Origin of the sequence: Exiguobacterium sp. UBA1053, assembly GCF_002316465.1 — a bacterium.
Classification (GTDB): Bacteria; Bacillota; Bacilli; order Exiguobacteriales; family Exiguobacteriaceae; genus Exiguobacterium_A; species Exiguobacterium_A abrahamii.
This window is the reverse complement of sequence record NZ_DCDO01000013.1, coordinates 598,927-623,385: the sequence shown is the minus strand read 5'-3', so window position 1 is coordinate 623,385 and position 24,459 is coordinate 598,927. Positions and strand designations below refer to the sequence as shown.

The 24,459-nt window shown below is 46.9% G+C and carries 20 protein-coding genes, 1 riboswitch and 1 other annotated feature; of the genes, 17 read left to right on the top strand and 3 right to left on the bottom strand.

What is annotated here, in order from left to right; translation table 11 throughout:
* Positions 1–455 precede the first annotated feature (455 nt).
* From B3G15_RS10860 to B3G15_RS10820, 9 genes are all read left to right on the top strand, one after another.
* Entirely contained in the window at positions 456–2,723 is a 2,268-nt protein-coding gene (locus B3G15_RS10860) for a ribonucleoside-diphosphate reductase subunit alpha (RefSeq protein WP_290720836.1), read from the top strand.
* 18 nt (positions 2,724–2,741) lie between these two features.
* The gene (locus tag B3G15_RS10855; RefSeq protein WP_023469116.1) at positions 2,742–3,230 is read left to right on the top strand and encodes a flavodoxin domain-containing protein; all 489 of its coding nucleotides are present in this window, start codon (positions 2,742–2,744) and stop codon (positions 3,228–3,230) included.
* Entirely contained in the window at positions 3,199–4,242 is a 1,044-nt protein-coding gene (locus B3G15_RS10850; protein ID WP_035406099.1) for a ribonucleotide-diphosphate reductase subunit beta, read from the top strand. Before B3G15_RS10855 ends, B3G15_RS10850 begins: the two co-directional genes overlap by 32 nt.
* A 427-nt stretch (positions 4,243–4,669) precedes the next feature.
* Complete coding sequence (gene yugI, locus B3G15_RS10845) at positions 4,670–5,062, top strand: S1 domain-containing post-transcriptional regulator GSP13 (protein ID WP_012371159.1); 393 nt, start codon at positions 4,670–4,672, stop codon at positions 5,060–5,062.
* A gap of 136 nt (positions 5,063–5,198) precedes the next feature.
* Positions 5,199–6,365 carry an iron-containing alcohol dehydrogenase gene (locus tag B3G15_RS10840; protein WP_023469114.1) on the top strand — a complete coding sequence of 389 codons (1,167 nt, stop codon included), beginning with the start codon at positions 5,199–5,201 and terminating at the stop codon, positions 6,363–6,365.
* Between the two features lie 113 nt (positions 6,366–6,478).
* Entirely contained in the window at positions 6,479–7,828 is a 1,350-nt protein-coding gene (locus B3G15_RS10835; protein WP_050678632.1) for a glucose-6-phosphate isomerase, read from the top strand.
* Positions 7,829–7,997: 169 nt separating this feature from the next.
* Positions 7,998–8,471, top strand: coding sequence for an RNA deprotection pyrophosphohydrolase (ytkD, locus tag B3G15_RS10830; RefSeq protein ID WP_047393467.1), 474 nt, complete (start codon positions 7,998–8,000; stop codon positions 8,469–8,471).
* Positions 8,443–9,198 carry an alpha/beta hydrolase family protein gene (locus B3G15_RS10825; protein ID WP_290720825.1) on the top strand — a complete coding sequence of 252 codons (756 nt, stop codon included), beginning with the start codon at positions 8,443–8,445 and terminating at the stop codon, positions 9,196–9,198. The genes ytkD and B3G15_RS10825 overlap by 29 nt, the downstream gene beginning before the upstream one ends.
* A gap of 174 nt (positions 9,199–9,372) precedes the next feature.
* Positions 9,373–10,626: an EAL and HDOD domain-containing protein gene (locus B3G15_RS10820; RefSeq protein WP_290720822.1), complete on the top strand. Its 1,254-nt coding sequence runs from the start codon at positions 9,373–9,375 to the stop codon at positions 10,624–10,626.
* A gap of 24 nt (positions 10,627–10,650) precedes the next feature.
* On the opposite strand, the gene pckA is transcribed toward B3G15_RS10820, so the two are convergent.
* The gene (pckA, locus tag B3G15_RS10815; RefSeq protein ID WP_195864591.1) at positions 10,651–12,219 is read right to left on the bottom strand and encodes a phosphoenolpyruvate carboxykinase (ATP); all 1,569 of its coding nucleotides are present in this window, start codon (positions 12,217–12,219) and stop codon (positions 10,651–10,653) included.
* 234 nt (positions 12,220–12,453) lie between these two features.
* A riboswitch (SAM riboswitch) is annotated at positions 12,454–12,580 on the top strand.
* 128 nt (positions 12,581–12,708) lie between these two features.
* On the opposite strand from pckA, the gene metK reads away from it, so the two are divergent.
* The 3 genes from metK to B3G15_RS10800 all read left to right on the top strand — a co-directional run bounded on the left by metK (position 12,709) and on the right by B3G15_RS10800 (position 15,326).
* Positions 12,709–13,917: a methionine adenosyltransferase gene (metK, locus tag B3G15_RS10810; protein ID WP_023469108.1), complete on the top strand. Its 1,209-nt coding sequence runs from the start codon at positions 12,709–12,711 to the stop codon at positions 13,915–13,917.
* A gap of 137 nt (positions 13,918–14,054) precedes the next feature.
* Positions 14,055–14,543 (top strand): GNAT family N-acetyltransferase, encoded by a 489-nt coding sequence (locus B3G15_RS10805; RefSeq protein ID WP_023469107.1) that lies wholly within the window; start codon positions 14,055–14,057, stop codon positions 14,541–14,543.
* Positions 14,544–14,621: 78 nt separating this feature from the next.
* Positions 14,622–15,326, top strand: a complete 705-nt coding sequence (locus tag B3G15_RS10800; protein WP_290720818.1) for an alpha/beta hydrolase — start codon at positions 14,622–14,624, stop codon at positions 15,324–15,326.
* Positions 15,327–15,376: 50 nt separating this feature from the next.
* On the opposite strand, the gene B3G15_RS10795 is transcribed toward B3G15_RS10800, so the two are convergent.
* The gene (locus B3G15_RS10795) at positions 15,377–15,976 is read right to left on the bottom strand and encodes a class I SAM-dependent methyltransferase (RefSeq protein ID WP_255343803.1); all 600 of its coding nucleotides are present in this window, start codon (positions 15,974–15,976) and stop codon (positions 15,377–15,379) included.
* Positions 15,977–16,129: 153 nt separating this feature from the next.
* Here B3G15_RS10795 and B3G15_RS10790 point away from each other — a divergent pair, with 153 nt between their 5' ends.
* From B3G15_RS10790 to B3G15_RS10770, 5 genes are all read left to right on the top strand, one after another.
* The gene (locus B3G15_RS10790; protein WP_290720815.1) at positions 16,130–17,308 is read left to right on the top strand and encodes an MDR family MFS transporter; all 1,179 of its coding nucleotides are present in this window, start codon (positions 16,130–16,132) and stop codon (positions 17,306–17,308) included.
* 183 nt (positions 17,309–17,491) lie between these two features.
* Positions 17,492–18,526, top strand: a complete 1,035-nt coding sequence (locus tag B3G15_RS10785) for a peptidoglycan bridge formation glycyltransferase FemA/FemB family protein (protein ID WP_290720813.1) — start codon at positions 17,492–17,494, stop codon at positions 18,524–18,526.
* A 94-nt stretch (positions 18,527–18,620) separates the two neighbouring features.
* Positions 18,621–19,265 carry an HAD family hydrolase gene (locus B3G15_RS10780; RefSeq protein WP_290720810.1) on the top strand — a complete coding sequence of 215 codons (645 nt, stop codon included), beginning with the start codon at positions 18,621–18,623 and terminating at the stop codon, positions 19,263–19,265.
* A gap of 38 nt (positions 19,266–19,303) precedes the next feature.
* Positions 19,304–19,526 (top strand) — a binding site (T-box leader).
* A 46-nt stretch (positions 19,527–19,572) separates the two neighbouring features.
* A complete protein-coding gene (gene leuS / locus B3G15_RS10775; RefSeq protein WP_290720808.1) occupies positions 19,573–21,978 on the top strand; it encodes a leucine--tRNA ligase in 2,406 nt (801 codons plus the stop codon).
* Between the two features lie 131 nt (positions 21,979–22,109).
* Positions 22,110–23,087, top strand: coding sequence for a hypothetical protein (locus tag B3G15_RS10770; RefSeq protein WP_064299480.1), 978 nt, complete (start codon positions 22,110–22,112; stop codon positions 23,085–23,087).
* Between the two features lie 59 nt (positions 23,088–23,146).
* Here the strand turns inward: B3G15_RS10770 and B3G15_RS10765 are convergent, their stop codons facing one another.
* Positions 23,147–24,418, bottom strand: a complete 1,272-nt coding sequence (locus B3G15_RS10765) for an NAD(P)/FAD-dependent oxidoreductase (protein WP_050678607.1) — start codon at positions 24,416–24,418, stop codon at positions 23,147–23,149.
* Positions 24,419–24,459 lie beyond the last annotated feature (41 nt).

Genomic DNA, 24,459 nt, shown 5'->3' with positions numbered 1-24,459 from the left:
AGGTAAGCTCCTTTCAACGTACATACGTATATGCCGTCTTTTCGTGATAGATGGATGGAATCCTTCTTCCTGATAGACGGAAGATCGATACGTTCAGTATATCAGAAAATTCGAAGAGAATATTTTTCTTCTAGTAGGAGAAATGGACCATCTTTATTTTAACGGTTCACTTGACCTTATAATGCATTTTACTCGCTATCTCAATATATCTCAAAAGGCGTCATGATGCCTTTTTCAAATTGTTTGACCTGAATTTCAAAGCAAGGGGTTATTTTTTTGAATTTCAGTGATAACCTATATCTTGTACATTAACAGGTTTAAAAACGGCTAAAACGTCTATATATAGAGTGATACTTGTAGAGTCCTTTCTATATGTAGGACGTCTTTTTTTAGTTTAGCGTATTTCATTGTGTAATGCGAACCTGTTTAACGATAGAGAATGGGAGTGGTTCATAGTGGCATCTCCACTGAATACAGCACGCATCTTTAAGGGTGCAATGACAATAGAAGACGTATATGTCGTGATCCGACAGGCGACGGAAACGTATCCGGAACTTGATATCGACCGCTATACTGAACGTGCCATCCGAGCGCTTGAAGGAAAATCCCTACAAGCCGATCAAGTCTATGAACTGTTAACGATGCACGCACTCGATATGTTAAAGGCAGAAGAGCCGAACTGGACATTCGTAGCGACAGCGACTTACTTAAATCGGTTATACCTTGAAGCAGGTGAAAATCGCGGATATGCAGCAGAAGAACGGTATGGTTCGCTGTATACGCTGATTGAAAAACTGACAGAAATCGGCATCTTCACGAAACATTTACTAGATGCGTATTCGAAGGAAGACATCAACGAACTGTCGGCAACGATCGATCCATCCCGCGACCACTTGTTCACATACATTGGTCTTCGAACACTGGCAGACCGGTACCTCGCACGTGATCACGTCAAAAACTTGTACGAGCTACCACAAGAACGATTCATGGTCATCGCGATGACACTGATGCAGAACGAACCGAAAGAACGTCGTTTAGAACTCGTCAAAGAGTCTTACTGGGCATTGTCGAATCTCTACATGACAGTTGCGACTCCGACGCTTTCGAACGCTGGTAAGTCTTACGGTCAACTTTCTTCATGTTTCATCGATACAGTCGATGATTCGCTACGTGGCATCTACGACTCGAACACGGACGTGGCGACACTTTCTAAAGGTGGCGGCGGAATCGGCGTCTACATGGGTAAGATTCGCTCACGCGGATCAGACATCAAAGGCTTCAAAGGCGTCTCAAGCGGTGTCATCCCGTGGATGAAACAATTGAACAACACGGCAGTCAGCGTCGACCAGCTCGGTATGCGCCAAGGATCGATCGCGGTGTATCTCGACATCTGGCATAAGGATATTCTCGAGTTCCTGGACGCGAAGCTCAACAACGGGGATGAGCGACTTCGGACACACGACTTGTTCACAGGCGTCAACTTACCGGACTGTTTCATGCGTGCCGTCGAAGCACGAGAAGACTGGCATTTATTTGACCCACACGAAATTCGGACAGTCATGGGCTTTAGTCTCGAGGATTACTTCGATGAGACGGAACAAGGTGGCAGCTTCACGGAACGATACGAAGCATGTGTCAACGAGCCACGCCTCAGCAAAAAAACAGTTCCAGCAATCGATCTCGTCAAACGCTACATGCGTTCGCAACTTGAGACAGGGACGCCATACATGTTCTTCCGTGACGCCGTTAACCGTGCGAATCCGAATAAACATGCAGGGATGATCTACTCGTCAAACCTTTGCTCGGAAATCATGCAGAACATGAGCCCGACGACCGTGACGGAAGAATACACGGAAGACGGTAAGATCATCGTCACGAAGACACCAGGGGACTTCGTCGTCTGTAACTTGTCATCGATCGCACTTGCGCGTGCAGTTCGTTCTGACGTCCTCGAGCGATTGATTCCGATTCAAATGCGGATGCTTGATAACGTCATCGACTTGAATACGATCGATGTCCCGCAAGCACAATTGACGAATCAAAAATACCGTGCCGTTGGTCTTGGGACGTTCGGTTGGCACCATCTACTCGCACTCGAAGGCATCCGTTGGGAATCGGTCGAAGCGGTACAATACGCAGACCGTCTTTACGAGAAAATCGCTTACTTGACGATCGATGCGTCGATGCAACTTGCGAAAGAGAAGGGCGCGTACCGTCTCTTCGAAGGTTCGGAATGGCAAACAGGAGAGTACATCAAACGTCGCCACTACAAAACGACGGATGAACTCGATTGGGATCGTCTCCAAGCCGACATCACGGCGTATGGAATGCGTAACGCATACTTGATGGCAGTCGCACCGAACTCATCGACGGCGATCATTGCGGGTAGTACAGCATCGATTGATCCAATCTACAAAAAAGTTTACTCGGAAGAGAAGAAAAACTATAAGATTCCAGTCACTGTTCCAGATTTGACACCGGAAACGAACTGGTTCTATAAATCAGCGTTTGAGATTGACCAGCTATGGAGCATTCGTCAAAATGCTTCGCGTCAGCGTCACATCGACCAAGCGATCAGTTTCAATCTGTACGTGAAAAATAACGTCAAGGCGAAAGAATTACTCGAGATGCACATGGAAGCATGGCAACTCGGGATGAAGACGATCTACTACACGCGTTCAACGACGGTTGAGATCGACGAATGTGAATCGTGTTCATCATAAGATAAGGAGGACGATATCATGAAGGCAGCAATCGTATATGCGTCATTGAGTGGAAACACGGAGGAGGTGGCAGAACTCGTCGCGAAGACGTGTTCTGAGATGGGAATCGAGCCGACGATGTTGTTTGCAGACGAAGTGACGACGTATCAGTTAATGCCTTATGATATCGTCTATTTTGGTTCGTATACGTGGGGAGATGGGCAACTACCCGACGATATGCGCGATTGTCTCAGAACCGTTCTAAAGGAGAGTTCGCATGCGATTCCGCAGGCAGCTGTTTTTGGAACAGGGGACAAGATGTTCGTCAAATATTGTCGCGCCGTTGATGAGATGGCCTATCATCTCTCGAAATTCGGTGTACCGCTTGCCGGAGAACTGTTGAAAATCGAACAGTCACCACGCAATCGCCCACATCTCGTCAAGGAATGGACGAAACGGACCATTCTTCAATTACAGCAAGAAGGAGTCGAAGCACATGGAACAGCTACAAAAAATCAAACTGCTTGATGCACGTCATCCGAATCGCGCGACAGCGATCATCGGTGGCGAAACGAGTGCCATCGTCAACTGGAACGACATTGCGTATCCACAGTTTTATTCGATTTACAAACAACTATTATCGAACTTCTGGATCCCAGATGAGATCTCGATGTCGAAGGACATGCAACAGTGGAATCAATTAAGCGAACGGGAACAGGATGCATTCAAACGAATCATCGGACTACTCTCGATCCTTGACTCGGTTCAGACACGTTATATCTTGGAATCGGCAATGTTCACGTCGGATTCGTCCGTTCATGCGATTCTCGCGATCATCGCGCAACAGGAAGTCGTGCATAATCAATCGTACAGCTACGTCTTATCCAGCTTAGTTCCATTGGCTGAACAAAACCGGATTTTTGATATTGCGAAAGACGATGACATGGTCATGAAGCGTAATGCATTCATTCTTGATTTATACGAAGATTTCCAAAATGACCGGACTCCAGAGAACTTCGCGAAATCGCTCGTTGCTTCGATCGTTCTTGAAGGAATCAACTTCTATTCAGGCTTTGCCTTCTTCTATAACTTAGCACGTCACCAAAAGATGGTCGGAACATCGACGATGATCAGTTATATTCAACGTGATGAATTGCAACATTCGTACTTCATCAGCCAATTGTTACGTGCTGTCTTGTCGGAGCATCCGGAAATTGATGCCGATGGCTCATTCACACAATTCGTTTATGACACGTTCAAGCGTGCCGTTGATCTTGAAATCGAGTGGAGCGAATACGTTTTACGTGATTTAGACGGACTTGATGTCAGTGAGATGCGTGATTACGTTAAATATCTCGCGAACAAACGCCTTCGCGTCATCGGTTTGTCGGATCTCTATGAAGGGCACGACGAAGACGTCATGCCATGGATTCGTGCGTATTCAGATGATTCGATGAACGCGACGAAATCAGACTTCTTCGAACAAAAATCACGTTCGTATGCGAAAGTAACGGATGCGAATGGATTCGACGATCTGTAAGTAATCAATTGATGATTGCTTCTACTCTATATTTCCTTTACGCTAGGACAGGTGAGGTTCTGCTCGACTCCTGCGGAAAAACAAGTCATCATGACCCTGGAAGATGCGACGCATCTGAAGCGGCATGAGGGCTTGTCCGCGGAAAGCGAGCAGACCGAGACTGTCCGTTTTTTTGATAGTCTTATCTGTTTTTCGTCTTTCTCGTTTCAAGCATTACTTTTCTTTGTCACTTAGGTCAATTGAGCAAAAGAACAAAAAAAGGGCCGAACTCGGAAAGTTCGGCAGAATCAGGGGGAATACTTGAAGTCTTGCTATTAAAATGTTCCCTTGTGAAATAAAAAATAAACAAATTCCAAAAATATTTTTTACGATACAAGAAAAGTGTGTTATTATAAGTTGATGAATTTAGTTAGGGAGTGTATACATTATGGCAAACTTTGAAAAAGACCAAGTCGTTACTGGTAAAGTAACTGGTATTCAAAACTTCGGTGCTTTCGTAGCACTTGACGAGCAAACACAAGGTCTCGTCCACATCTCAGAAATCTCACACGATTACGTAAAAGACATCAACGATTACGTAAAAGTTGGCGATGAAGTAACTGTTAAAGTTCTCGACATCGACGAAGCTAACAAAAAAATGAAGCTTTCGATCAAAGCAACTCAGGAAGCTCCAAAACGTGAAGCACGCGCGAAAGGTCCACGCAAAAACGCTGGACGTCGCGATGCAGGTCCTGCTTTCAAACAAGAAGAAGCACCTGGATTCAACGTTCTTAAAGGTAAATTGGAAGAATGGATTGAAAAATCAAACTTCCAAAAATAAGCCACATGAGAGAATCGACATCGGTCGGTTCTCTTTTTTTATGCGATTTTTACATAGAATAAGCATTAAATTAGATGCGAAAGGGGAATGTGTGGATAATGTAAGGTGTTCATTACTTATTGAGGAGGCAACACAGATGGAAAACTTTGAATATCGCAATCCAACAAGACTTATTTTTGGTGACGGTCAAGTCAGCCAACTGAAACCACAACTCGAAGCACTCGGTGCAAAGAAAGTCATGCTCGTCTTCGGTGGCGGCAGTATTAAACGTAACGGCGTCTATGATGATGTCACACGTGAACTCAACGCGGCAGGAATCGAGTACGTCGAATGCGACGGTGTCGAACCGAACCCGCGTATCGAGACAGCAGAGCGCGGTATCAAAATCGCACGTGAAGCAGGCGTTGACGCATTGCTTGCACTCGGTGGCGGTTCTGTCATCGACTGCACGAAATTGATTGCTGCTGGTATTCCTTATGAAGGCGAAGCATGGGATCTCGTCATCGGCAAAGCAACACCAGAAACAGTCATCCCATTCGGAACAGTCTTGACGCTTGCAGCAACAGGTTCTGAGATGAACTCAGGATCCGTCATCACGAACTGGAAGACACAAGAGAAGTACGGTTGGGGTAGCCCGCTTACGTTCCCAACATTCTCAATCCTTGATCCGAAGTACACGGTCAGTGTGCCAAAAGATCAAACAATCTACGGTATCGTCGATATGATGAGCCACTGCCTCGAGCAATACTTCCACCCTGCGCATGCACCGGTCCAAGAACGGATGACAGAAGGTGTCATGAAAGCAGTCGTCGAAGCAGCACCAAAACTCGTCAACGATCTCGAGAACGTTGAACTTCGTGGCACGATTCTCTTCGCTGGTACGATGGCACTCAACGGTGTCCTTCAAATGGGCGCACGCGGCGACTGGGCATCACACAACATCGAGCATGCTGTCTCAGCTGTTCACGATATCCCGCACGCAGGTGGACTCGCGATCCTCTTCCCGAACTGGATGCGCCACGTACTCGACGAATCAAACGCACATCGTTTCGTCACACTCGGTGAGAACGTCTTTAACGTCGATACGGAAGGTAAATCAGAGATGGAAGCAGCACACGCGACAATCGACGCAATCAGTGCTTTCTGGACATCACTCGGTGCACCGAATCGTCTTGCTGATTACGACATCAAAGAAGATACAGTTGACGCAATCGTCAAGTCAGCAATGACACGCGGCGACTTCGGAAACTTCAAATCACTTGGAAACGAAGACGTTCGTCAAATCGTGACAGCTGCCCTATAACAATCTGTAACATTTGCTACTCATTTCACAAAAGACTTGAACGACCTTCCTTCTTGCGTTTTAATGAAAAGGAAGGTCGCATTTCGTTGCGAATGAATAAGGAGGACGATGGCATGTCAACAGTACGTTTTGATTATTCGAAAGCCCTACAATTCGTAGGTCAACATGAAGTAGATCATATGGCGGAAACGGTAAAGACGCTTCACCATGCGATTCATGCAGGAACAGGCGCAGGAAGTGATTTCTTAGGATGGGTGGATCTTCCGACGAACTACGATCAAGCGGAGTTTGCACGTATTCAAGCGTCTGCAGAAAAAATCAAGTCGGATTCTGATGTGTTGTTAGTCGTCGGAATCGGCGGTTCATATCTCGGAGCGCGTGCTGCGATCGAGATGCTCGGACACTCATTCCATAACTTGTTATCAAAAGAAGATCGCAAAGCACCACAAATCATCTATGCAGGACATAATATCTCATCGACGTATCTGCACGATTTATTCGAAGTCCTCGAAGGAAAAGATGTATCGGTCAACATCATCTCGAAATCGGGTACGACGACAGAACCAGCAATTTCGTTCCGTCTCTTGAAATCGTTCATGGAAGAGAAATACGGTAAAGCAGAAGCAAAACACCGGATTTATGCAACGACGGATAAAGCGCGTGGTGCATTAAAAACACTCGCAGACTCTGAAGGATATGAAACATTCGTCATTCCGGACGATGTCGGCGGTCGTTTCTCTGTTTTGACACCGGTTGGTCTATTACCAATCGCAGCAGCTGGTATTTCAATTGAAGAGTTGATGCAAGGTGCCCGTGATGCGCAAGAGCGCTATGCGAGCGAAAACCTAGCTGACAACGAAGCGTATCAATACGCGGTCGTACGAAATGCGCTCTATGCGAAAGGGAAGACGATCGAGCTTCTCGTCAACTACGAACCAGCACTTCATTATGTATCGGAGTGGTGGAAACAATTATACGGCGAGTCAGAAGGAAAAGACTTCAAAGGAATCTTCCCAGCAGCAGTCGACTTCTCGACGGATCTCCACTCGATGGGACAATACGTCCAAGAAGGTCGTCGTGACCTGTTCGAGACAGTCATCAAAGTCGGTCAAGCGCGTCATGCGTTGACTGTTGAAGAAGATGCTCAGGATCTCGATGGATTGAACTTCCTTGCAGGTAAGTCAATTCAATTCGTCAACGATAAAGCGGCAGAAGGTACGTTGCTTGCGCACACGGACGGACAAGTACCGAACTTGACAGTCGAACTTCCAGAGATGACACCGTATCACCTCGGATTCCTGTTCTACTTCTTCGAAAAAGCTTGTGCGATGAGTGGTTACCTCCTCGGAGTGAACCCATTTGATCAGCCAGGCGTCGAAGCGTACAAGAAAAACATGTTCGCTCTTCTTGGGAAACCAGGATTCGAAGCAGAAAAAGCAGAACTCGAAGCACGTTTGAAGTAATGTAAAACGACAGTCGATTGTTCCTTAGTGGAACATCGGCTGTTTTTTGTTTACCGGATGATAGTAGGCTATCATTTTCCAGATTTACAGGTAATCCTAGCGTTTTCACTTTTAGAATACCCGTGAAACAGGTAAAGTGAAGTTAGAAGAAGAAATGAGGTGCACGTACGTGATTACATTCTTGGATTATTATCAAAATCAAGTAGAGTTAAGTTTTGATGACCATCCGTTCTCGGATCGTCCTTTGCACGTGTGGGTCATTGCCGTGTACGAAGGAAAATGGTTACTGACCCATCATAAGCAGCGTGGTTACGAATTTCCTGGTGGAAAGGTTGAACCGGGTGAAACGGCAGAAGAAGCCGCACGTCGTGAAGTGATGGAAGAGACGGGTGGGAAAATCGATTCTCTCTCATATGTCGGACAATATCGTGTTGCCGGAAAAGGCGATACGATCATCAAAAACATCTATTTCGCGCAAATCGGATCATTGTCGTCTCATCTTGCCGTGGATGAAACAGATGGTGCTTTTCTATTCGAGGAACTCCCTGATCGTCTCGATACGAATCGACAATACAGCTTTATGATGAAGGACCGTGTCCTTCCGGAGACGCTCCGTGTACTTAGCGAACGCCGATTGGTTTGAACTTCCGCGGCAAGGTCCGTTTCGGACGTTTCGGATGTTTTATACCACAGCGGACGGAGAAAGGGTCGGTGCCTATATCGTACTCCCGCAAGTCGCGAACGGTCAGGGAATTCTCTACTTGCGTGGTGGAACGCGTTCGATCGGAATGGTCCGACCGACACGACTGCTCGCGTTCGCACAGGCAGGCTTTTTTGTCATGGCACCTTTCTATCGAGGGAATCTAGGCGGTACGGGAAAAGAAGACTTCGGTCATCACGATATCGAAGACGCCTGCAGTGCCTTTGACTGGTTGCAGCAACGGGTCTCGCATGTTCACGCATTTGGATTTTCACGTGGTGGACAGATGGCGTTGCTCCTTGCGCATCACCGTCCAGTCGCTCGAACGGTGTCTTGGGCAGGGGTGACGGAGTTGACGTGGACGTATGAAGAGCAGAAGACGATGCAAAAGATGCTGCGGCGATACACGGGAGGTACACCAGACACGGTTCCTGATGCATACGCGGTTCGCTCGCCGCTCCATGTCGAACCTCAAGGTGAAGTATTGTTGATTCACGGTGCGTATGATGAAAACGTTCGTTTACGACACGCGACGGCTTATGCCGCGAGTCATTCCGAAAAAACGATGCTTCAGACCTACGCCTACGCCCATCAATTTCCGATTCATGAGAAGTTGCGTGTGACGCAGAATGTGTTGAATTGGTTTGAGACTGGTATCTATAATCGATGATGTAACCGGTACGACGAATGTCGTATCGGTTTTTTTGTCAGCTAAAGAATCTGACTTACATACATAATGGGAAAAAAAGAATATTGATTCGTTGTAAAAAACAATAAACTTCCTAAAAAATAAATTTTGATATAATTAGAACCATATGAGTAATGTAGAGGGGGATGGAGGACGATGGATATCTTACTAGCACGTCAACCCATCGTTGACCGAATCGGAGCAGTTGATGCATTTGAGTTGCTGTATCGTTCCGTCAAACAAATGAATGTATTTGATGGTGATCTAGCAACTATGGATGTATTAACGAATACACTCGTTCATATGGGTGTGGAACATGTCGCTGAAGGAAAAAAACTTTTCGTCAACTTTACAGCGGATCTCTTGAAAAGTGATCTGATTCACTATTTAGATCCAAGTCGGTTCGTCATCGAAATTTTAGAAACTGTCGATATCGATACAGAGATGTTATCTGTGCTGCACAGTTGGAAAGAAGCAGGTTTTACACTAGCACTCGATGATTTTGTGACCGATTTACTTCGTCAACATGGAACAGAATTATTCGCACTAATTGATTTAATTAAAATCGACATCGAAGCGATTCCCACTCGCGAGCAAAGTGCGATTTTGCATATTGTCCGGCGTAATTATCCCCATATTAAGATGCTTGCCGAACGAGTCGAGACACATGAGGATCATACACGTTGTCTTGACATGGGATATGACTGGTTTCAAGGCTATTTTTACGCTAAGCCAATGTTGATGAAGGGAAAAGCTGTCCCTCCTCAATTGCCGGTATTGCTGAAGATGCTAAAATGGCTCGATACGGATGAAAAATACGATGAAGTCATTGATGAGATTGAAGCAAATCCTTATATCAGTATTCAAGTACTACAATTGATCAATTCTCCGGGAATGGGATTACGCAATACAGTCAGCTCTGTTCGACAAGCCATTTCACTACTTGGCTTCTCACAACTCAAAAGCTGGATTTCGTTAATCGTCTTGCGTGAGATGAAGCTTGCTAGTCCTTACGAATGGTCAAATGAGTTACTTCGGTCTTCCTTGCACTGCGCAAAACTTTGTGAGTTATTTGCGAAAGAGACGTGTACGTTAAAGCCGGAGAGTGCTTATATGATCGGTCTGTTATCACACATAGATGCGCTGTTATCTGTGGATATCGACGACATCATCGACCAACTGCCAATTGAAGATTCTCTGAAGGTCGTTCTGCAAGGAAAAGATCATCCGTTTCGGGATTGTTTAGTGCTTGCGATCAGTGCAGATCGCGGTGATTTCGATCAGTTTGAACTGCTCAGTCAACGTTTAGGTGTCTCACTTCCACGAGCCTATGCTCTACTAGCAGAAAGTCAGGAATGGCTTAAACAAAAAGAAACACATCTTCAAGAAAGAACGGATTCTATCCTATAAAAAAAGAGCCCGAAGGCTCTTTTTTTATAGGCGTGGACCAGCTGACTTGATCGCATCCGTCGCACTTTCGAAGCGAAGGAAATTGTGTTGGAATTTCTCAGCAAGCGACCGCGCTTGTGTGTCGTATTCGTCCGGATTCGACCAGACGCGTACCGGATTGAGTAACTCGCTTGGAACACCTGGAACTTCAAGTGGCATATGAAGTCCGAAAATCGGATGTTCTTCTGTTGGAATCGTTGCGAGTGTGCCGTTGACGGCAGCATTGACCATCGTCCGTGTATACGATAGCTTCATGCGACTACCTGTTCCGTAAGCACCACCTGTCCAGCCTGTGTTGACGAGATAAACAGTGACACCATGACGATCAATCAATTCGCCGAGCATCGTCGCATATTTTTCAGGCATCAGTGGAAGGAACGGTGAACCGAAGCATGTTGAGAATGTTGCTTCCGGTTCCGTGACACCGCGTTCTGTTCCGGCGAGTTTTGATGTATATCCTGATAGGAAGTGATACATCGCTTGTTCTTTCGTCAATTTACTGATCGGAGGCAAGACACCGTACGCATCAGCCGTCAAGAAAACGATCGTCTTCGGGTGACCAGCACGTGACGGAACAGCGATATTATCGATTGCAGTGATCGGATAAGCAGCACGCGTATTTTCCGTCAACGATGTGTCATCGTAATCAGGATGACGGGCTTCGTCGAGCACGACGTTTTCAAGGACGGTTCCAAAACGGATCGCGTCAAAGATTTGCGGTTCTTTTTCACGTGATAGATTGACCGTCTTCGCATAACATCCACCTTCGATGTTGAAGACACCGTCGTGCGACCAACCGTGTTCGTCGTCACCAATCAATTGACGACTATCGTCTGCTGACAGGGTGGTCTTACCAGTACCAGATAGACCGAAGAACAAGGCAACGTCGCCTTCGTGTCCGACGTTTGCCGAGCAGTGCATCGAAAGGACATTTTCTTGTGGCAAGAGATAGTTCATGACGGAAAAGATGGATTTTTTGATTTCGCCCGCATATTCGGTTCCACCGATCAAAACGATCCGATGTTCGAACGACATCGCGATGAACGTTTCGGAGTTCGTTCCGTCAACGGCAGGATCTGCTTTGAAATGTGGCGCATAGACGACCGTGAACGGTTCGAAGGCAGCCACTTCAGGATACTCGCGTAAAAAGAGTTGTTTGGCAAACAGGTTATGCCAAGCATATTGTGTGAGCACACGGACCGGAAGGGTGAAGTGCGTATCTGCCCCAGCAGCAGCTTCTGTGTAATAGAGCTGATCGGCTTCGTTCATGTAACGAAGAACCTTTTGCAACAATTGTTCAAATTTGTCTCCATCCATTGGTTGGTTGACATGCCCCCAATCAATGTGAGACTCGCAGGAAGAATCACGGACGATGAACTTATCTTTTGGTGAACGACCTGTAAATTTCCCCGTTTCTACAGATAATGCGCCGTTCTCAGCAAGGACACCTTCTTCGTTTCGAATCGCATGTTCGACAAGTTCAGCAACAGATAGTTGTTTGAACACATGCTCTTTCTTGAGTAGTTCTTCGATATTCAGGACCGTCATCGGCATCCTGACCCCACCTTTCCCCTACGTTGGTTTTGGCTCACTGTATTTAGTATGACACATTTATTATATATGACATACTAAAGAGAGAGCAATCATTTTCTAATGCTGATTTCTATTTATCTGGAAACGCTTTCAGCATTAACAGTTTAACATCTCTTTCAAAAAGTTTCGACTAGAATTTGAAACCTTGCTTGACAGAGTAGGTACAACTTTATATCATGTAATTCGTAACGGATACTCTTATTCTGAGCAGGTGGAGGGAACAAGGCCCGAAGAAACCCGGCAACCGTCCTACATTAATTCACATATTAATGAGGGAAAAGGTGCTCTCCTGAAGCGAAGTAAACACTTCGAACGATAAGAGGGTAAAGGAAGAACGCACAACCTTTCCCTGACCATTTTTTGGACTCGGAAAGGTTTTTTTCATTTTACCGTCCCACTCAACTAGGGGAAATGAGTACACCGTCAAATTCTTTTTTGGGAGGGTCATACATGACAAACCTTAATCGCCGACTATTCACGTCGGAGTCAGTCACTGAAGGTCATCCAGATAAAATCTGTGACCAAATTTCGGATTCAATTCTTGATGCAATCCTCGCAGCGGATCCAAACGCGCGTGTTGCGGCAGAAACTTCTGTTACAACAGGTCTCGTTCTCGTTGCAGGTGAAATCACGACATCGACTTACGTCGACATTCCAAAAGTCGTCCGTGAAACGATTCGTGAAATCGGTTATACACGCGCGAAATACGGTTTTGACGCGGACACGTGTGCTGTATTGACATCAATCGATGAGCAATCAGCAGACATCGCTCTTGGTGTCGACCAAGCGCTTGAAGCACGTGAAGGTAGCATGTCTGATGCAGAAATCGATGCAATCGGTGCAGGAGACCAAGGTCTCATGTTCGGTTACGCAACGAAAGAAACACCAGAACTCATGCCACTTCCAATCTCGCTTTCACACCGTCTCGCACGCCGTTTGGCAGAAGTGCGTAAAAACGGTCAACTCGACTACCTTCGTCCGGACGGAAAAACACAAGTCACGGTCGAATACAACGAGAACAACGAGCCGGTTCGTGTCGATACGATCGTCATCTCGACACAACATGCAGAAGAAGTCACGCTTGAGCAAATCCAAGCTGACTTGAAAGAACACGTCATCACACCGGTCATCCCGGCTGAATACATCGACGCAGCAACGAAATTCTTCATCAACCCAACTGGTCGTTTCGTCATCGGCGGACCACAAGGAGATGCTGGATTGACGGGTCGTAAGATCATCGTTGATACGTATGGTGGATACGCACGCCACGGCGGTGGAGCATTCTCAGGTAAAGATCCAACAAAAGTCGACCGTTCAGCTGCATACGCAGCACGTTACGTCGCGAAGAACCTCGTTGCTGCAGGTCTTGCAGACAAAGCAGAAGTTCAACTTGCGTACGCAATCGGTGTCGCGCACCCAGTATCAATCGCGGTTGACACATTCGGTACAGGAAAACTTCCTGAAGCGCAACTCGTCGAATTGGTTGCTGAAAACTTCGATCTTCGTCCGGCTGGAATCATCAACATGCTTGATCTCCGTCGTCCGATCTATCGTCAAACAGCTGCATACGGTCACTTCGGTCGTACAGATGTTGAGCTTCCATGGGAGCAAACAGATAAAGCAGCAGTTCTTGAAGAACAAGCAAAACGTTTCGCATAATCAAAAAGTCCGAAAACCCTACGCAGGTTTTCGGACTTTTTTGTTTCCGTGGAACTTTGCAGGAAACGAATGTTTTTTCTAGAAGAGGGTAAAAGTACATGAGTCGATTCGTATGAATACAAAGGGGGGTTCCGATTATGGAAATACGCGAAGCTATTCCAGCTGATGCAGGACGTATTCATGACATTGCCGTCACATCTTGGTTGGATACGTATGCAGAAATCTATTCCGAGCGCTCGAAAGCGCATTTCGTGCAGGAGGCGTATCCGCAAGAAGAAGTCGTTCGTGCGATCCGGACGGCGGAAGAAGCACGGGGAGAGTATTTTTATGTCGGAATCATCGATGAGGAAATCGTCGGTTTCATTCATGCTGTTGATGTTGAGGGAACGTGGGAGATCATTCGTCTGTACGTCTTGCCGAAATATCAGCAAAACGGAATCGGACGACGGCTGATCCGTGAACTCGAACGACAAGGAGCCGTCCCACTCGAAGTATACGTGGAGGCACGTAACTATAAAGCACGTCAGTTCTTAACCTCATTCGGTTTTGAAGAACTCAGTGAGATGACGGAAGAAGTCTTTGGGCAAGTAGAATCTGTCATTCGTCTTCGCCATGTCGCCTCATGAAATCCGTCTTGGGACGGTTTCGTGTGCGTTTGAAATAAGGTATCGTAAAAAAGAAGTATGAAGTGAAGAGGTGAGTTTGTGGTTGAACAACCAACAGGAATCATCGTATTAGTCTATCCGTTACAACTGCGTGCCCGTCCGAGTGAAGCCTTGATTCGGGTACTCGAACGAGAGTATGAAGTATTACTTGTCGACGCACCACGTCGCATCTCGTTTGAAGAGCATGGTCAACTGTTAAAAAAAGCATTACGTGAAGCCGGGAAACGCAAGCTACCGATTCATATTGTCGCCTGTAGCATGGGCGCACTCGTTGTCAATCGCCTGTTGCAAGAATATGAATTACCTGTCGCCAGTCTGTCGTTCATTTCACCGTTGTTTGATTGGCATCCGACAAAACAACTCGGAGGCGTCAAACAAGTCTTTGCAAGTGCATTTGATCGTTTCCGACCCGATGCGCCACTCGGTACGTTGCCGTTTGGTCAAAGTACGGAAGATACCGTTCGCATCGGTGAACTGACCTATGCGCAGTACCGGGAAATCGAAGAAGAGATCGTCTTACATGACGAGGAACGAAAAAAACTGCCGCGTGTGAATTTGGCTTGTTTTTATGCACCGGACGATCAGTTCGCAGACGTCAAGTTGACGCTTGAAGTATGCCGGAAAATGGGTGGCGATCAGATTTACTTACAACGTCTACACGGATTTCCGCATTTTAGTTTCGAACGGTTGAACACACGGTTTGCAGAAAAATTAATGTTGTTCTTTAAGCTTGTTGAAGAATGAAATAACAAAAGTGATGCCTCTAAAAAAGGGCATCACTTTTTTGTGTCCCATCATCCGCGTACTTTTTTCTCGATCGCGATGATGAACGGGGGATGATTTTGTTGATTCAAGAAACGGTACTGGAGAACGGCATAATCTTGCTGATCAAGGGCTGTGACGTAATCAAGGACAGCGTCGCGTTCCCGTTTTCCTTCCAGGTGACCGTGATAGACGACGAGGACGACAAGACCGCCGGGAGCGAGGACCGGGAGGAGGGCATCGAGTGCTTCGAGCGTCTCTTCTCCTGTCGTCGTGATTGATTTGTCGCTTCCAGGCAGGTATCCGAGATTGAAGACACCGGCGCGGACAGGACGTTGTTCGTCCGAAAGACGGGCACCGACATGGATGTGGCTTTCATGATAAAGGTCGACGCGTGCTAACATTCCGGCTTCGTCGAGACGTCGCGTCGATTCCTCGATGGCTTGTGCCTGGACGTCGAACGCAAGAACCCTTCCTTCTGGACCGACGCGTTCTGCTAAAAACTGTGTATCATGTCCATTTCCGGCAGTCATATCGACGACGCAGTCTCCCGGTTCGATAACGGACTCGAGTAATTGTTTCGTATAAGGTAGTACACGGGCAAGTGACATGGCATAGACTCCTGTTCCTATGGTCTGTTTTTCTAGTAATGGTTCAGTATGTGCAAGATTCTTTCTGCATTATATCATTTTTTGATTCGTTGACGAAAAGCGAAGTGGCTTGACAGTTAGGGGACGGATTGCGTAAAGTGGCAAGGTTGAGAATGAAATAGGAGGACCACAGGTATGCCAAAATTACCAAAAGCGGTCTGGATCCTCGTCCTTGCGATGGCCATCAATACGACGGGATCCTCTTTTTTATGGCCGTTTAATACATTATATATTCATGAATATTTAGGAGAGTCGATGACAAAAGCAGGGATGGCATTGTTCGTCAACTCGGCCTTAGCAATCGTCGGAAACTACTTAGGTGGAAAAGCGTTTGACCGTCTCGGTGGCAAGAAGACGCTTGTCATCAGTGTCATCGGACTTGTCCTGTCTTCCGTCGGCTTGTTGCTGTTTCATCAGACGTACCTCGGATACGTCGCGATGCTTGGATTGATTGGATTCGTCGGTGGGATGGTTTTTCCGACGATCTACGCGATGACGGGTGTCATCTGGCCGGAAGGCGGGCGCCGTGCCTTTAATGCGATCTATGTCGCACAAAACGTCGGTGTAGCGCTCGGGACAGCAGTCAGTGGTCAAATCGCTGCCTTTTCGATTCAGTACATCTTCATCGCCAATCTCGTCCTCTACATCGCCTTTGCCATCATTTTGTTCGTTGGTTTGTCCTGGATTCAGGCACCGGCGCGGATGCATGCGGCGCATGACGAAATCGAAACGACACGCACACCCCTTGCACGCGGTGCGGCACGGACGATGTTGCTCGTTTCGATTGGTTATGCCTTACTTTGGTTCGTTTATGTGCAATGGCAAGGAACCTTTGCCGTACACACGAAATCGCTCGGTGTCACGATTTCCGAGTACTCGATTCTTTGGACGATCAACGGAGCACTCATCGTGTTCGCACAACCTTTACTAACACCAATTCTTCGTTGGTTTGGAGATGACTTAAAGCGACAATTGATGACCGGTACAGGAATCTTCCTCTTGTCTTATCTGATCGTTCCGTTCGCAGGCGGCTTCAAGATGTTCCTCGTCGCGATAATCATCCTGACGATTGGTGAGATGTTCATCTGGCCAGCAGTTCCTGCTATGGCGGCGAGACTCGCGCCGATCGGAAAAGAAGGAGAATTCCAAGGGTACGTCAATATTGCTGCTTCAGCGGGGCGGATGATCAGTCCGACTGTTGGAGGGTTGATCTACGATGTATCCGGTATGTCAGCGGTCTTCTTGACATTGATTGGATTGATCCTGTTAGCAGGCGTCGTCTTCCTTCGTGCTATTCCTAAAATCACCTCATGAGCATCATTTGTGAGACAGTGGACATTAGATCCGCTGTCTTTTGTTACGTCATTCGTTCCAAAATCATAAAATAAACATTTAATAATATGGAATATTTCGGCAAAGAAACGGGTACTTTCTAATCAAGAACTTGAAAAAGAAAGGTCATATGAACGTTGCTTCTTTTTGACTGGAGGTGCACGAATGGAAAGGTGTCAATTCATCACAGATGCCGCAACTTGGACGACGCATGTACAGCAACAGCCTCTTGATATCTTCTACAGTCACCAATACGTCACGCTCAATGCTAGACCAGCTGAGCAAGCGGTGCTATTCCGTTATGAAGGTGATGTAGGAACAATGTTCTATCCATTTCTGAAACGCCGGATTTTTGATACGCCTTATTCAGATCTCATCACGCCGTATGGCTATGGTGGACCGGAAATCATCGGTCAACTGACTACGACTGAAATGCGGCATGCACGCTTATTGTTTGAAAGGTGGGCAAAACGAGAAGCGATCGTCTCGGAAATGATTCGCTTTAATCCATTGACAGGTAATGAACGTTTCATGCGGGATTGGACAAAAGTCTCCTTCATCCGTCATACGACGAGTATCGATTTACGCCCTTCACTAGAGGACATCATGCAGACATTTCATAAGAAGACGAGAAGTATGATTCGCAAATCGCTTGCCTCTCCTTTAACCGTTAGAACAGGAACGCGAGACGACCTACCTATTTTTGTGGCGTTGTATCATGAAACGATGGATCGGAAGAATGCTTCGGCTCATTACTATTTTACCACGACATATTTTGAGCAATTATTTGAAGCAAATTCACTCTGTGAGCCATTGTTACTGATTGCGGAAATCGACGGAGAACCTGTTGGTGGATACTTCGTATTGCTCGGAAAAGAATATGCCCACGGTCATTTGATTGGTTGTAAGCGGGACGAAGCGAAGATGTTCCCGAATCAGCGACTCGAGTACGAAGCGATTCTTCAGGCGAAAGCACGCGGTCTCGTCGAACAACATCTCGGGGGTGGATATCAAGAACGGGATAGTCTCTTTGAGAGTAAATGCCGTTACACAGGGTATCGTTTATTTGAGTATCATCAAGGAAAATCCATTCTTCAACCAGCCATATACGATCAGTTATGTGTACGATACGGGTCAGATGCTGATTCGGATTATTTTCCAGCTTACCGACAAACCAGTGTCCAAATGGCGACAAGTTAAACAGTAACTAAATGAAGAAGGCGAAACGACTACATCGTGTAGTCGTTTTTTTGATATGCTGAAATCATGATAGATCAATTGAGGGGGATGTGTCTTGAAAAAACGAGGTCTTATTTTTGATATGGATGGGGTCATTTTAGATAGTGAAATTCGCTACTTTGAGGTCCATCAGCAGATGTTCAAAACGTTATCGATTCCGCTCGACCCGGTTCAGTATGCGACGTTCATGGGAAAAACAGGTGATGAGATGTGGGAAGAGCTTGTCGCCCAGCATCAGCTAAAAGAAACAGCTAGTGCGTTACTAGAAGAAGAACATCGGTTGTTTCAAATTCATGCAAAACCGGAGGAATGTGGTTTAAAAGAGGGAGTCAAACAAGTCATCGAGCAAGCGGCGTCTCTTGGTTACGATATCGGGATTGCCTCCTCGAGTTCGCTTCAAAAAATCGAACGCGTCATCCGTCATTATGAGCTTCCAATCACGCATTACGTCAGTGGAGAAGAAGTCGTGCGTTCAAAGCCTGATCCTGCGATTTTTCATCTTGCAGCATCACGAATCGGGCACGCGCCTGAAGATTGTCTCGTCATTGAAGACGCTGCAAACGGGATGATCGGCGCAAAAGCAGCAGGCATGGAAGTGATTGCGCTTCTCGATGATCGGATGCCGACACAACGTCTAGAACAAGCGGATCATGTCGCACGATCGCATGCAGAAATCGAGGAAATTTTACGGAAGCGTTGACGCTTGAGGAAGAAACAGATTACACTAGGAAAAGATAGTCAATTGCATGGAACTGAAGTAGTAGGGGAAAGGTGCCGTCAAGAGAGCTGGTGGAAGGTGCGAACCAGTCGGTAACAACCGTGAACTCGTCAGGGAGCACGATTCGTGAAGTCGTAGTAGCGAATCCGGTCTTTCACACCGTTATCCGTGAATCAAGCGGTCTGTCATAGACAGACAACGTGGGTGGTACCGCGGAAGCCAAACCGGTCTTTCGTCCCTATTCCTAGGGACGGAGGACCGGTTTTTTTAGATTAGAGGAGGAAAAGACATGCCGTACAATCATCGCGAAATCGAACCAAAATGGCAGGCGCGTTGGGATCAAGAAAACGCCTTCGTCACGACAGAAGATCCAGAAAAAGAAGGGTTTTATGCCCTTGATATGTTCCCGTATCCGTCAGGTGCCGGACTCCACGTCGGTCACCCGGAAGGCTACACAGCAACCGACATCCTCGCACGGATGAAACGGATGCAAGGATACAACGTCTTGCACCCGATGGGATGGGATGCGTTCGGATTACCAGCAGAACAATACGCCCTCGATACAGGGAATGACCCACGTGAATTCACAGCGAAAAACATCGAGACGTTCAAGCGTCAGTTGAAAGAACTTGGATTCTCCTATGACTGGGATCGTGAAATCAACACGACAGATCCGAAGTACTACAAATGGACACAGTGGATCTTTACGAAGTTGTATGAAAAAGGACTTGCGTTCGTGGACGAAGTCGCGGTCAACTGGTGCCCAGCACTCGGAACCGTTCTTGCGAATGAAGAAGTCATCGACGGATTATCTGAACGCGGAAATCATCCGGTCGTGCGTGTCCCGATGCGTCAATGGGTCTTGAAAATCACGGAATATGCGGATCGTCTTCTTGAAGATCTCGATGACCTCGATTGGCCGGATTCTGTCAAAGAGATGCAACGGAACTGGATCGGAAAATCAGAAGGTGCTGAAATCGACTTCACGATTGATGGACACAAAAAACAAGTCACGGTCTTTACGACACGTCCGGACACAATTTTTGGTGCGACGTACCTCGTGCTTGCGCCGGAGCATCCATTCGTAGCTGACATCACGACAGCGGATCACAAGGAAGCCGTCGATACGTACATTTCGCAAGTCCAAACGAAGTCGGACCTCGAGCGGACGGATTTAGCGAAGGAAAAAACAGGCGTCTTCACGGGTGCTTTCGCCGTCAATCCAATCTCAGGTGATCGTCTTCCAATCTGGATCGCTGATTATGTCCTTGCTTCGTACGGAACGGGTGCAATCATGGCGGTCCCAGGACACGATGAGCGCGATCATGAATTCGCGAAACAATTCGACTTGCCAATCGTTGAAGTCGTCGCGGGTGGAAACGTTGATGAAGCAGCCTATACAGGAGAGGGCGAACACGTTAACTCGCATATGCTTGATGGTCTTGGAAAACAAGAAGCAATCGAGACGATGATTGCTGAACTCGAAACGAATCAAGTCGGACGTAAGAAAATCACGTATCGTCTCCGCGACTGGTTGTTCAGTCGTCAACGGTATTGGGGCGAGCCGATTCCAGTCGTTCATATGGAAGATGGTTCGATGAAGACGCTCAGTCAAGAGGAGTTACCGCTTGAACTTCCAATCATTCCGGAAATCAAACCGTCTGGTACAGGCGAATCACCACTTGCGCTTGCGGAAGACTGGTTGGATTACACGGATCCTGAAACAGGAATGAAAGGGCGTCGCGAGACGAATACGATGCCACAATGGGGCGGAAGCTGCTGGTACTATCTTCGTTTCATCGATCCGCACAATGAAGAGGCGATCGCGGATCCAGAAAAATTAAAATACTGGCTTCCAGTCGATATTTACATCGGTGGTGCGGAACACGCCGTTCTCCACTTGTTGTATGCGCGCTTCTGGCATAAAGTCTTGTATGATGCAGGCGTCGTACCAACAAAAGAACCATTCCAAAAGTTGTACAACCAAGGGATGATTCTTGGAGAGAACAACGAGAAGATGTCGAAATCACGCGGTAACGTCATTAATCCGGATGAAATCGTTAAATCGCATGGTGCGGATACGTTACGCTTGTACGAAATGTTCATGGGACCACTCGATGCATCAGTTGCCTGGTCTGAGAACGGTCTTGACGGGGCGCGTCGTTTCCTCGATCGTGTTTGGCGCTTGTTCGAACGGACAGCAGACATTCAAGACGTTACAGAAGTCGATGCTGACTTCGAGCGGACGTACCACCAGACGGTCAAGAAGGTCACGGAAGACTTCGCGAATATCCAGTTCAACACCGGAATTTCGCAACTCATGGTCTTCGTCAACGAAGCAAACAAACAGCCGGTTCTTCCGCGTCACTTCCTTCGTGGATTCATCCAATTGTTAACGCCAGTCGCACCACACCTTGGTGAAGAACTCTGGGAACAACTTGGATTTGAAGAGACATTGACGTATGCAGCATGGCCAACATTCGATGAATCGAAACTCGTCAGCGATACGATGGAATTCGTCATTCAAGTGAACGGAAAGGTTCGCTCGAAAATCGAAATCAACATCGATGCGACAAAAGAAGAAATCGAAGCACTTGCCTTTGCTGATGAAAAGACACAAGAATGGATCGGCGATAAGACGGTTCGTAAAGTCATCGTCGTACCGAAAAAATTAATCAATATCGTGGCAAATTAAGCCATAGCCCCTTTCATTCGTTTGACGCGAATGGAGGGGGTTTCTTCATTTCCGTCGCAAGTCCGCTTTTTTTTTGAACGTCCTTCTGCTACACTGAATCAGAAACCGAGAAAGAAAGGCGAGTACCATCAATGAAACGATCTTATATAGTCTATACAACGATTTTTGCTGTCGTTTCGGGGTTGATCCTTTGCGTACTGCTCGTCTTCTCGAAGCCGGAGACGTTGTCACGTATTCAGGAAACGTTCGCGAAAATCGAGACGCAATCAAAGCATCAGGCAGCCGTTAAACAGGTGCCACCGAAAACGCCTTCAGCTATTCCGAACCCGGAAGAGCCGTTAATCAAAAATGTCCAACACATGTTATATGATGATTCCATTGGTTCGTACCTCGTCGTCACAGACGATTATCGTTTCTTTGAAATCAGTGGAACCGGGGAACGCATCAACGCATCTTTCCAGTTAGAAGAAGGAAAGTTGTTGCTCGCTGGTCTAGACGGTATGACGCTGGTTGACGGGGAGACCGTCGCGTTACTGACGTCGAATCAGATTCTGGTCACGATTACGCGAAAAGACGGTGTCTGGAGCGAAGAAAAACGTGAAAAAGTACAAGGAACGACGATACGGGATAGTTTCCACGGTCTTGGATATGATACGAAGAAAAAAGAATTCTATACGATTAATCATATTCGAGCACTGGGACGAGTCGAGGTGACCTATTTCGCGATGAAAGAGGATAAGATCAAGATTGATCCTGACGCCTCGGAAAAGAAAAAACGTGCGTTGAAGAAAAAACAGAAACCACCTTATCTGTCAGTCATCAAACGCGAGAAGATTGAAGCGGCGAGTGGGATGCGAAGTGATGCGAAGAAATCGTTCGAGTCCGAGTTCCGTCCGATTGGTCTTGCTGAACGGCAAGGTCGGATCTACACACTCGATTCAGAAGCGCTCTATCTCTATTCGATCGATCGAAAGGACAAAACGATCACGGGTGAGACAGCCAGTCCGAAAGTATATGGTTCGAAGGGGATTTTCGTGCAGGATAACGAGTTGTTCGCGTTAGTCGTCACGGATAAATTCTCAAGCCGATCGTTTACACCGATTGATTAAATCCTGACACAATAAGACCCGATTTCTCTGTTAAGCAGAAGAATCGGGTCTTGTTCATATTAAAAGACAGTATCACGTGCCATCTCTGCGGCGTGACTACCGGCGCAATGACCCGTCACGAATGCAGCTGTGATGTTGTAACCACCTGTATAGCCATGGATATCAAGAATCTCCCCGGCAAAGAATAATCGCTCCGCTTTTTTCGACATCATCGTCTTTGGATCAATCTCTTTGATCGAGACGCCACCACCCGTGACGAAAGCTTTATCAAAGTCGAGCGTTCCCGTTGCTTTAAGTGGGAATCGCTTTAATTTTTGCAAGAAGTCCGTCCAGTCCTGTTTCTTGACTTGTGTGCAGACTTCATCGCCAAAGCCGATTTGAGCAAAGAGAAGTTCAAGCAGACGTTCCGGCACGAAGCCGCGGAGGGCGTTGCGTACCGTTTTCTTGGGATTGGCTGCAAGCGCGGCTTGGAAGCGTTCGGTTAACGCACCGAGTGATTCGTCCGGGAAGAGATCGATCGATAAATGGACGATCGTCTCCTTCGAACGTTTGCGCTCCTTGATCGTGTACTGGCTACAGCGTAAAGCAATCGGACCGCTTAAACCGAAGTGGGTAAAGAGTAGGTCACCCGTGTGTGTTTTGATTGCTTTATCTTTTTTGCCGTGGACCGTTAAGGCGACGTCACGTAGCGACAGCCCTTGTAATGTTTTTTCATGAATGAACGTATCACCTAACAAAATTGGAACTTCAGTTGGGAAGAGTTCCGTGATCGTATGACCCGCTTTTTCAGCCCACGGGTAGCCGTCACCTGTCGAACCGGTATGTGGAACGGATTGTCCGCCGACTGCAACGATGCAACTTTTTGCTTCAAGACGCATGCCGTTTTCTAAGATGACAGCTGCAAAAGAACCGTCTGGATGGAAGTCGAGCGTAGCGACCTGCGCGTCTGTTTGAATCTCGGCACCATGCGCGCGGATTTGATCGATCAATACACGGACGACATCTGCTGCTTTATCCGAGACAGGAAACATCCGTCCATTGTCCTCTTCTTTGAGGGCGACACCAAACCCTTCGAAGAGTTCGATGATCGATTCATTATTGAATTGAGAAAAGGCACTATAAAGGAAACGTCCGTTTCCTGGAATCGACTGGACGAGTTCGTCGAGTGGTTTTCGGTTCGTGACGTTACAACGTCCGCCGCCAGAGATCGCAAGCTTCCGACCTAATTTATTTCCTTTATCGAGCAGGAGTGTTCGAGCTCCAGCCTGTAAAGAGGCGAGCGTTGCCATCAAGCCGCTCGGTCCGCCTCCGATTACGATTACATCGTACATAAGGTCACCTCATTCATAGAATTCTGCTTGTTTCACTTTAG

What these genes read in the sequence shown, in the direction of transcription:
- B3G15_RS10855 (WP_023469116.1), top strand. Translation starts at nt 2,742, where the DNA reads ATGAAGGCAGCAATCGTATATGCGTCATTGAGTGGAAACACGGAGGAG.
- B3G15_RS10850 (WP_035406099.1), top strand. Translation starts at nt 3,199, where the DNA reads ATGGAACAGCTACAAAAAATCAAACTGCTTGATGCACGTCATCCGAAT.
- yugI (WP_012371159.1), top strand. Translation starts at nt 4,670, where the DNA reads ATGGCAAACTTTGAAAAAGACCAAGTCGTTACTGGTAAAGTAACTGGT.
- B3G15_RS10840 (WP_023469114.1), top strand. Translation starts at nt 5,199, where the DNA reads ATGGAAAACTTTGAATATCGCAATCCAACAAGACTTATTTTTGGTGAC.
- B3G15_RS10835 (WP_050678632.1), top strand. Translation starts at nt 6,479, where the DNA reads ATGTCAACAGTACGTTTTGATTATTCGAAAGCCCTACAATTCGTAGGT.
- B3G15_RS10820 (WP_290720822.1), top strand. Translation starts at nt 9,373, where the DNA reads ATGGATATCTTACTAGCACGTCAACCCATCGTTGACCGAATCGGAGCA.
- pckA (WP_195864591.1), bottom strand. Translation starts at nt 12,219, where the DNA reads ATGCCGATGACGGTCCTGAATATCGAAGAACTACTCAAGAAAGAGCAT.
- metK (WP_023469108.1), top strand. Translation starts at nt 12,709, where the DNA reads ATGACAAACCTTAATCGCCGACTATTCACGTCGGAGTCAGTCACTGAA.
- B3G15_RS10805 (WP_023469107.1), top strand. Translation starts at nt 14,055, where the DNA reads ATGGAAATACGCGAAGCTATTCCAGCTGATGCAGGACGTATTCATGAC.
- B3G15_RS10790 (WP_290720815.1), top strand. Translation starts at nt 16,130, where the DNA reads ATGCCAAAATTACCAAAAGCGGTCTGGATCCTCGTCCTTGCGATGGCC.
- B3G15_RS10785 (WP_290720813.1), top strand. Translation starts at nt 17,492, where the DNA reads ATGGAAAGGTGTCAATTCATCACAGATGCCGCAACTTGGACGACGCAT.
- leuS (WP_290720808.1), top strand. Translation starts at nt 19,573, where the DNA reads ATGCCGTACAATCATCGCGAAATCGAACCAAAATGGCAGGCGCGTTGG.
- B3G15_RS10770 (WP_064299480.1), top strand. Translation starts at nt 22,110, where the DNA reads ATGAAACGATCTTATATAGTCTATACAACGATTTTTGCTGTCGTTTCG.
- B3G15_RS10765 (WP_050678607.1), bottom strand. Translation starts at nt 24,418, where the DNA reads ATGTACGATGTAATCGTAATCGGAGGCGGACCGAGCGGCTTGATGGCA.